We start from the raw sequence: 2,746 nt of genomic DNA, 5'->3' as shown, positions 1-2,746 counted from the left end.
GCCCCGGGAAGCGGTCGCCCCGGTGCCTGGCGTCGAGCGTCCAGGACACCGGAAGGCGCTTGAAGCCTACTGCTGCTCGGGCGCCGGCTGCTCCGTCTGGACTGGAGCGTCGGGCGCGGTCTGCTGCTGCAACTGGGTGGCGTCGCCGGGCAGCGGCTGCACCACGGGCGGCGCGGCGCTCTCGTCCTTCAGGTCCGAGTCGAGGCTGCGCGCCTCGAACGCACCCACCGAGCGCAACAGCTTCAGCGCCGCGACGGACGCCTGGAGCCGCTCGGCCACCAGGCCGATCTCCGCCTGCGTCAGCGCCGTGTTCGCGTCCGCGACCTCCAGGTACGTGGCGACGCCCGCCTTGAAGGAGACGTCCGTCAGCCGCTGGCCCTCACGCGCCAGCTCCACCGTCTGCTCCGCCTTGAGGCGGTTGGCCAGCGCGCTCTCCAGGTCCAGCTGCGCCGTCTTCACTTCCTGACGCGCCGTCAGCTCCGCCTTGCGCTGCGTGGCCAGCGACTCGGCGATGCGGGCGGAAGCCTCGGAGAGGTTCGCCTCGCGAAGCCCGCCGTCCCACAGCGTCCAGTTGGCGCCGAAGGTGATGAGCCAGATGTCCGAGCGGCCCTGGAAGCCCGCCGCGTTCGCCACGCGGAACTGACCGGTGACGCCCAGCGTGGGCAGGTAGCTGAACCACACGCCGCGCTTGTTGATGCGCGCCAGCTCCGTCGTCTCACGGGCCGCGGCCACGTCCGCGCGCTGCTCCAGCGACTTCTGCACCAGCACCTCCGCCTCCGTCTTCACCGGCACCTGCGGCTCGGGAGGAGGCGCCACCTCGAAGTCCGGGCTGTCCAACGCCAGCAGCGTCGCCAGCACCAGCTTCGCGGACGCCAGCGCGTTCCTCGCGCGGATGAGGTCCTGCTCGGCGCGCGACAGGTCCTGCTCGGCGCGCAGGAGCGCCACGCGCGTCACCGTGCCGGCGTCGAAGCGGATCTTCGTGTCCTTGGCGCGGGCGCCGTTGAGCTCCACCAGCCGCTCCTGCACCGTCACCGCCTGGGCCTGCGCCGCGGCGCCGTAGTACGCCTGCGCCACGCCGAAGAGGATTTCGCGCCGGGCCTGCTCCACGTTGAGCTCCGCGACGCGCTCGCTCTTGTACGCGGCCTGGATGCCCGCCCACAGCTGCGGGGCGATGATGGCCTGACGCAATTCCGCCTGGAACTGACGCTGCACCAGCGGCTGGATGACCACCGGCTCGGGTCCCAGCGGGCCGGGGGGGATGATGGCCGCGTTGGAGTTGCGGATGATGGCCGCGCCCACGGTGACGGTGGGCAGGTAGCCCGCCCACGCCTTGCGCGACGCCGTGTCCGCCTGCCGCAGCCGGGCCTGGGCCGCCTTCAGGTCCAGGTTCTCCTTGCGCGCCTGGGTGAGCGCGTCCTCCAGTGTCAGCACGGGGGGCGGTGCCGCGGCCAGGGTGGCCGCCAGGGTCAACGCCAGAAGTGAGCTCATAACCGCCTCTGCCTCCTCGTGGAGCCCCGCGCCGGCGCGGTGTGCCCCATTTGCGTCCTCGAAGGACTTGCTACGGGTTGTGTCTGGGTTGCGCGCACCCAGGCGTCTTGCCCGGGCGCGTCATGCCCTGTGGGAATTCAGCGCGAAGTGCCGAACCGGCTCTTATGAAGTTCGTCCGCCGCCGCATCGCTTCTTCCGCCGTCCTGTTCCGGGTCCGGCCCCACATAGGCCATGTCGTTCTATTTTGGAAGCTCCGGAATGTAGTAACCCTCAATAGTTGATGAAGTCAATTGTTTAGGTGGGCGGGGTGAATTACCATGAGGGGTATGAGCGGAAGCAGCGAGAGTCTGGAGCGACGCGGCAGGTCACCGGACGCCGGGCAGCAGGTCCCTGAGGAGGCGGGGCTGCCCAGGCAGGCGTGGACGCTGCTGTTCGAGCTGATGCACGCGCACATGCGCAACTTCCCCGCGCTGGCGGCGGAGTTCGAGCTGTCCCCGGTGCAGGCGCACGTGGTGCGTCAGCTCGGCGAGGGGCCGCTGGCGATGAGCACGCTGGCCAACTACCTGTCCTGTGACGCGTCCAACGTGACGGGCCTGGTGGACCGCATGGAGGCGCGCGGCCTCGTCGAGCGGCGCAGCAGCGAGCAGGACCGGCGCGTGAAGATGCTGGTGCTGACGGAGGCGGGCGTGGCCCTGCGCGAGCGGCTGCTCGAGCGGCTGGCGGAGCCGCCCGAGCCCATCGCCGCGCTGTCGGACGAGGACCTGCGCGCGCTGCGCGACATCATGCGCCGGGCGCTGCGCTCGCAGTGACGGAGCGCCCGCGCCGCTTCAGTCCAGCAGGAACGTGTACGAGTACTTCATCTCCGTCGACACCGCCTCGCCGCCCTTGATGGCGGGCTTGAAGCGGAAGCGCTTGATGGCGTCGCGGGCCGCCTCGTTGAGGCCGTAGCCCGGGCCGGAGAGCACCTTGGCGGAGACGACGCGGCCCTCGTTGTCGATGGTGATGGACAGCGTCACCGTGCCCTCGATGCCCGCGCGGCGCGCCTCCTCCGGGTAGGGGACCTTCACCTCGGAGGCCACGGTGGGCTCGGAGTCCACCTGGTAGATGGGCGTGTACCTGGGCGCCGAGTACCCCTTCACGTCCTTGGGGTCCTTGGCGGTGCTGTCCACCTTGCCGTAGGACGTGTTGCCCACGGGCGCGGCGAACGAGCCCGCGCTGGTGGTGGAGGACATCGTCATGCCCACCACGAGCGGCGGCG

Annotated in this window: 3 protein-coding genes; 1 reads left to right on the top strand and 2 read right to left on the bottom strand. The window is 70.6% G+C overall.

Annotated features, from left to right (window positions below; genetic code table 11):
- Nucleotides 1–66: 66 nt before the first annotated feature.
- Nucleotides 67–1,488, bottom strand: a complete 1,422-nt coding sequence (locus tag FL311_RS42500; protein ID WP_141333309.1) for a TolC family protein — start codon at nt 1,486–1,488, stop codon at nt 67–69.
- 317 nt (nt 1,489–1,805) lie between these two features.
- On the opposite strand from FL311_RS42500, the gene FL311_RS42495 reads away from it, so the two are divergent.
- Nucleotides 1,806–2,297 (top strand): MarR family winged helix-turn-helix transcriptional regulator, encoded by a 492-nt coding sequence (locus FL311_RS42495; protein ID WP_141333307.1) that lies wholly within the window; start codon nt 1,806–1,808, stop codon nt 2,295–2,297.
- An 18-nt stretch (nt 2,298–2,315) separates the two neighbouring features.
- Here the strand turns inward: FL311_RS42495 and FL311_RS42490 are convergent.
- Nucleotides 2,316–2,746: energy transducer TonB (locus FL311_RS42490; RefSeq protein WP_141333305.1), on the bottom strand; the 431-nt coding region annotated here is incomplete at its 5' end.

Origin of the sequence: Myxococcus sp. AB025B, assembly GCF_006518215.1 — a bacterium.
GTDB classification, from domain to species: Bacteria; Myxococcota; Myxococcia; order Myxococcales; family Myxococcaceae; genus Myxococcus; species Myxococcus fulvus.
This window is presented reverse-complemented; position numbering and strand designations above follow the sequence as displayed.

Coding starts and splice junctions, on each gene's coding strand:
- FL311_RS42495 (WP_141333307.1), top strand. CDS start 1,806: ATGAGGGGTATGAGCGGAAGCAGCGAGAGTCTGGAGCGACGCGGCAGG.
- FL311_RS42500 (WP_141333309.1), bottom strand. CDS start 1,488: ATGAGCTCACTTCTGGCGTTGACCCTGGCGGCCACCCTGGCCGCGGCA.